Annotated in this window: 2 protein-coding genes; both read left to right on the plus strand. The window is 39.2% G+C overall.

Features of this window, described 5'->3' with window-relative positions; genetic code table 11:
- The first annotated feature begins 142 nt into the window (after positions 1-142).
- On the plus strand, positions 143-3,268 hold the full coding sequence (locus tag JHC30_06225) for a S8 family serine peptidase (GenBank protein MCI4463748.1): 3,126 nt from the start codon (positions 143-145) through the stop codon (positions 3,266-3,268).
- Positions 3,269-3,283: 15 nt separating this feature from the next.
- The gene (locus tag JHC30_06230) at positions 3,284-6,511 is read left to right on the plus strand and encodes an SMP-30/gluconolactonase/LRE family protein (GenBank protein MCI4463749.1); all 3,228 of its coding nucleotides are present in this window, start codon (positions 3,284-3,286) and stop codon (positions 6,509-6,511) included.
- Positions 6,512-6,609 lie beyond the last annotated feature (98 nt).

A 6,609-nucleotide genomic window follows, 5' to 3' on the forward strand; every position in this document is an offset into this window, starting at 1 on the left:
CCTCCTTATATTATTTCCCTTAAATTATATAAGATAACTTGCTTTTTGGAAAAGAATCAAATTATTGGTGGTTTTACAGATCACATGATATTTATTTTTTCTTTTTTTTCATATACTTTTATAAAGTTAGAAAGGAGGCAATATGAGTAAGCAAAAGAAACTATTAGCGCTTGTGTTGGCAGTGCTTATGGTGCTTTCGTTCCTGCGGTTTGTTCCAGTAAATGTTTCTGCAAGTGAAGCACCGAAACTGTCAAAAGAGTTCACAAATGAACAGCTAACCACTCACGACTATGTAAATGTTATCGTTGAGTTAAAGGATGATCCAGTTATCACCTATCAAATCAAGGCAAAAGGTGAAGCAACACTTCTTTCGTTTGGCAGAAACTTATCGGTTAATGACTATGAAAAATTGATCTCTCAAAAGCAGATCGAGCTTTTTAGGCAGATTAAGGAGATCTCGCCTGATGCAAAACTTGGCTACAGGTACCAATATACCTACAATGGCTTTGCACTTTCCGTAAGAGGCGTTGACATTGAAAAAATCTCAAAACTTGACCTTGTAAGAAAGATCTACCCAAGCAGGACATATACGATAGCAGATGATGTAAGCAACTCCGTTATTGGTGCGAATACTGTCTGGGAACAAATAAAGGATGCTAAAGGCAACCCCGTTGACGGGACTGGTATGGTTATAGCAATTATAGATACTGGTGTTGATTATACCCATCCAGATTTAGGTGGTGGATTTGGCCCAAATTATAAGGTAATTGGCGGATACGACTTTGGCGATAAAGACCCTGATCCAATGGATAGCAATGGTCATGGAACCCATGTTGCAGGCATTGCAGCAGCAGATGGAAAAATAAAAGGCGTTGCTCCTAAAGCAAAAATTCTTGCATATAAAATTGTTGCAGGTGGAAGCAACAATGCTTCAACGGAAAACATAATAGCAGGTATTGAAAGGGCAGTAAAAGATGGAGCAAATGTTGCAAACCTTTCATTCGGTTCTGGAAGCCTTGGAACATCTGACCCTGAAGATCCTGAAAACAAAGCTTTCGATACGGCAGCAGATGCTGGTGTTCTTTCTTCTGTTGCAGCAGGTAACCAGGGTGCAAGATGTCAGACAAAACCATATCCGTTAGGTGCACCATCTGGTGCAAGAAAAGTTATTTCTGTTGCAGCATCCGATGATGGTGTACACCCTGCAATAAACATAGTATCCCCTACCGTTCCAGAAGAACGTAAGGTTATTCTCGGAAATTATGCAGACCTTTCTCCTGCATTTCCAACCGATAAGGAGTTTGAGGTTGTTCCTTGTGGGTATGGAAGACCTTCTGACTTTGAGGGAGTGGATGTAAAAGGTAAAATTGCGCTTATCTCTCGTGGACCCATGGGTCCAAATGCTATTTACTTCAGAGATAAGGATCTCAATGCAAAGGCTGCAGGTGCAGCAGGTGTTATAATCTACAACAATATGCCAGGGCTTGTTTCTCCTACATTTAATGTTTCACCAGGTGACGAAAAGAAAGAATATATTCCAGCAATATTTGTTACTCAAAGTGACGGTCTTTTTATTAAAGATCTTATAAACAAAGGATTAAAGATTAAATTTAATGATGTTTCAAAACTCGGTTCCATTGCATCGTTTAGTTCAATGGGTCCTGCAGCAGACTTTTACTTCAAGCCAGAACTTGCAGCGCCTGGCGTTGCAATATACTCTTCAATTCCTGGTGGAAGTTATGCAAGTTGGAACGGAACATCAATGGCTGCGCCACATGTTGCAGGTGCGATTGCGCTATTCAAACAAGTTCATTCAGATTTCTCATCAGAAGATATAAAAGCAGCTTTAATGAATACGGCAGTTGTCCTTAAGAATTACCAGAATAACGAAGTGATAACATGGCTTCTTCAAGGATCAGGAAGGATTAATATCGCAAGTGCAATTAATACGCCTGCAGTCATTAAACCTTATGATATTTTAATGAAAGTAGATTCTCTTGCCCCCGTTACATTAACGATTAAAAATGTTAGTAATGCTGACCAAACTTTCTCTGTAACTTCTGAATTTACCCTGGGTAACCCCGATGGATTAACTGTCAATTTGACACCATCCACGATTAAAATTGCAAAGGGTCAATCTGCTTCTGTCAATGTTACATTTACTGCAGATGAGACAAAACTCTCAAAAGGACCGCACGAGGGATTGATCTGGTTTGATAATGGACAGACAAAACTCCATGTGCCATTCATTATTTGGAATGGTGATGTTGAAGTGCCCGAAAAACTCTACGATGTAAGCGCTTCTTCAAATGTGCTTGAAATAGGCAAGAACACAATTGATTTTACTTTTGCCTTTGGCTCAGGTTCAGTAATACCAGCAACCGAACCTAATGAAAGACCAGAGAGTTCGAATATTATAGACCAGGTTGAAATAAGAGTTAAAGATCTCAACGGCAATGTGCTTGGAACCGTCTATAACCGCTCATTACTATTTCTTGGGCATTATAAATTCTCCTGGGATGGAAAGGATATCTATGGTAATTATTTCTTGAAAGATGGGAAATACAAATGGCAGATTGCTGTTGTTGAATCGAACAATGACCAGCAGAACCCTGTTATCGAAGATACCGCAACTGTAGAAGGGGATTTTGAAGTTAAAAATTCGCCATCAAATGCATTCTCACTTGTTTTAGATAAGCAGGTGATTTCTCAGGAAGAAACTGCAAATGCTTTACTTAAGGTTTCATCTAATGACGCAGTCTCTTCTATTAATACAGTCATTTACTTTAACGCAAATCTTACAAAGGCAGAAAATGTTGCACTTGGAGGTAGCATAAAGCAAGATGATATTGACTCTTACTCACTTAAAGCTGACAATCTTACGGGTGAAATATTCGTGAACATAAAATTCAAACAGGGTCGTGAGTTAAAAGGGGCAGCAGATCTTGTTGCATTTACTTTAAGAGGAAAAGTGCCAGGTGCAACTCAAGTTGGCTTTAAGGAATCGAAGTTGTCTGATGCAAACGGCAATGCTATTGTTTCTCTCTTCTTGCCTGCACAGCTTACTGTTAACAAAGCAGAAAATCCATGGGATATCAATAGAGACAAAAAGGTTGACGATACAGACCTGACGCTCTTTAAACAGTCATTTGGAAGTGAACCCAAAGATTCTACCTACCTTCCACTTGCCGACTTTAACATGGATGGAATTATCGATGGAAAAGACCTGGTAATTTTGCTTTCTCACTTTGGTGAGACATACCCATAGGAAGGGGTGAGAGATATGAAGAGGATTATTTCTCTTTTAATTTGCCTTGCACTAATTTTAGGTAGTGCAACATTTACTTCAAACATTTCTGCCGATACCAAGCCTTTGTATCAGGTTGGTGTTGTAGGTGTTATGCCTGATGACTATATAGGCGCCTTTGCCCTCCACACCGCAAATACCTATGAAAGTGACTACAAGAGCGATTTAGCTTTCCCTATGCAGGGTATGGCATTTACTCCCGATGGTAATCTCGTTGTTCTCGATACAAGTTACGGAAGGGTCCATATCTTAGATAAGAATCTTTACAATATTTTAACATTTGGAGATTTAGGATATGGTGAAGGAAAACTCCAGTATCCTGCTGATGTTGCAGTTGACAAGGACGGAAATTTCTATATTGCAGATTTCTTCAATAACTATTTTGCAAAGTTCGATAAAAATGGGAAATGGATTTTTAATGCTGGGAAAGAAGGTTCTGACAACGGGCAGTTCAATGGGCCCTCTGGAATTGCAGTTGATTCTCTTGGAAATGTTTATGTTTCTGACCAGTTAAACGGCAGAATTCAAGTTTTTGATACAAACGGAAATTTCAAATCAGTTCTTCAAACTGATGTTACAACTCCAGGCGGAATGTGTGTTGATGCATCAAATAATCTATACGTTGTTGATATGCGCTCCTGTGTTGTATACAAACTTGATAGCACAGGCAAAACACTTATGAAATTTGGAAGTGCTGGAACTAATGACGGTCAATTTGTTTATCCTTTTGATGTATCCGTTGACAAGCAAGGGAATATTTATGTTCTTGATAGAGGTCTTGCGACAAAGAATCATGCTTGTGTTCAAAAATTTGACCCAACAGGCAAGTTCTTGTTAAAGTTCGGCGATAACGCAACTAAACTTCCTCAACCAAATGGCACTTTCTTAACCCCCGGTGGTTTTGCAGTTGATGATAGCGGTAATGTTTTTGTAATCGATTCAGGTTATTTCTACAGCCCTGGGAATCCTTTTGGATATCCTGTAGGTATAAGACTTACCCAATTTGATTCAGAAGGTAATTTCGTAAGGAAGGTTGATTTTGACGAGTATAAAGAAGGAAGGCTTGTAAACCCGTGGGCTGCCTGCGAGGACTCTAAAGGGAATATCTGGGTTACAAGTTGGACTAACTTTAACGATGTTGGAGAGGTTGATGTTTTTACCTCATCTGGAAAGTTCATCAAAGCAATAAAAGGTATAAGCGATAAAGAACCATTTAAGGCTATTGGTGGCATTGCTTCTGACCACAAAGGAAGCATTTATGTTGGTCTTGGTGACTACATTGCAAAGTTTGATGAAAACTTCAATTTTGTTACAAAAATTGGCGCAGGAAAGGTTTCAAATGTCTTTGGCATAGCTGTTGATTCGCAGGGGAATGTTTGGGCAGCAAGCAATGGAACTCAAACAGTGGTTGGCTTTAAATCTGACGGGACTTTCATAGGACAGTTCTCGCCTGCACATGCCCCTGTAGGGCTTTATGTGGATAAGAACGGCAATTTCTATGTTACAACAACCGATGATAACAAAGTTTATGTTTACGATGCAAATCAAAAACTTAAGGGATCTTTTGGTGGTGCAGGAAGATCTAAGGGCAAGCTATACATTCCTTATGGCGTGATAGTGGATGACTCTGGAAATATTATCGTCTCCGATACTGAAAATGGAAGACTCCAAGCCTTTAAGGGAGATACCTTCGAACTTCTTTGGTCAACAGAGAGGGAATTCTACGAACCTGCAATGCTTAGTTTTACAAGCGATGGAAAAATACTTGTTACAGATTGCTTCCATAATGTTGTAAGAATCCTTTCATTTACGGCTCCTCAGGTTCCTAAGTTTGACTTTATTGTTAGAAGTGCTGTTTCTGATGTTAAAGTTAAAGCAGGAGATACCTTGAATTTCAATATCGTCATTAAGAATATCGGAAGTTCGGACGATTCTTATACTGTTAAAGTAGAAAACAACCTACCATCAAATTGGACATTCAAGATTGATACGAATAATATTTCTGTAAAATCAAATGATTTCGTATTGTTGCCAGTTTCGGTAAGTGTCCCGGGGACTGCAGGTTCTGAGGAAGGTGGTACTGTTAATCTCACATTTACTTCTGTAGGTGCACCTAATGTCTCCAAATCTATTACGATTTCAATCTTTACTCCTGAAGTGCCTCCTGTAAAAGTAACTTTTGTTGGTGATAAAGTGCCACTTGACAAAGAAGGCACAATTGACCTATCTATTGATAAGATTGACGATCTTTACGGAATGGCAATAACAATTTCATACGACAGTGCAAAACTTAAAGTCTCAAAAGTTGAACCTGTTTTTAACCTTGGAAATAATGCCGTCTTCCTCGAAAATCATGATAAGGCTGGTACTATTATTGTTGGTTATTCACTTTCTGGAAAGGCAAGCGGAGTGTCTGCTTCTGGTAGTTTAATAAGGATTACATTCGTTGGTGTTCAAGAAGGTGACACCCAGATTACCCCAACAGATGTTACTTTCTACAACAGCAAGATTGGCGTTATAAAGTCAGAAGCAAATCCCGCAACTATAACAGTATACAATCCTGCTCCGCCTACGCTTACGGTAGACTTTGCAGATGGCATAACTGTTAAGGAATCTAGTTTCTACTTCACAGGTAAGACAGATCCTGGGTGTGTTGTGACAATCAACAATACGAAGATTACTGTAGCAAGCGATGGAAGTTTCTCTTACAGTGTAATTTTGGGAGAGGGAGCAAATACAATAACGATTGTTTCAACCAACAAGTATGGCATTTCTAATAAACTTACAAGAACCGTTTATCTAAAGACATCAACAGTAATCGTCTTGAAAATCGGCTCCTCAACATTTACTGTTAACGGTACCGAAAAGACTCTTGATTCACCTCCTATTATTAAGAATGGAAGGACTCTTGTTCCGATAAGAGCAATAGTTGAAGAAATTGGCGGTTCTATCTCGTGGGATGGAAATGAAAAGAAAGTGACAATTGTTGTTAAGGACACAACAATTGAACTATGGATTGGCAAGCCTCAAGCGAAGGTAAATGGCGTTACAAAGTGGATTGATGATACAAATCACAAAGTAATGCCAGAAATTATTAGCGGAAGGACAATGCTTCCTTTGAGGTTTGTAACCGAAAACCTTGGTGCAAAAGTTGAGTGGGATGGAACTACCAAGACCATAACAATAACTTATCCAGCACCGTAAAGTAAAGCGAGGGGGGCGAAAGCCCCCTTTCATAGTTAACATCAAGCGTTCTCCTAACATCTTTAGTAGAGGGTACACGTTATTTGTAATGGGCAAAA

Source organism: Caldisericum sp. (genome assembly GCA_022759145.1).
Taxonomy (GTDB): domain Bacteria; phylum Caldisericota; class Caldisericia; order Caldisericales; family Caldisericaceae; genus Caldisericum.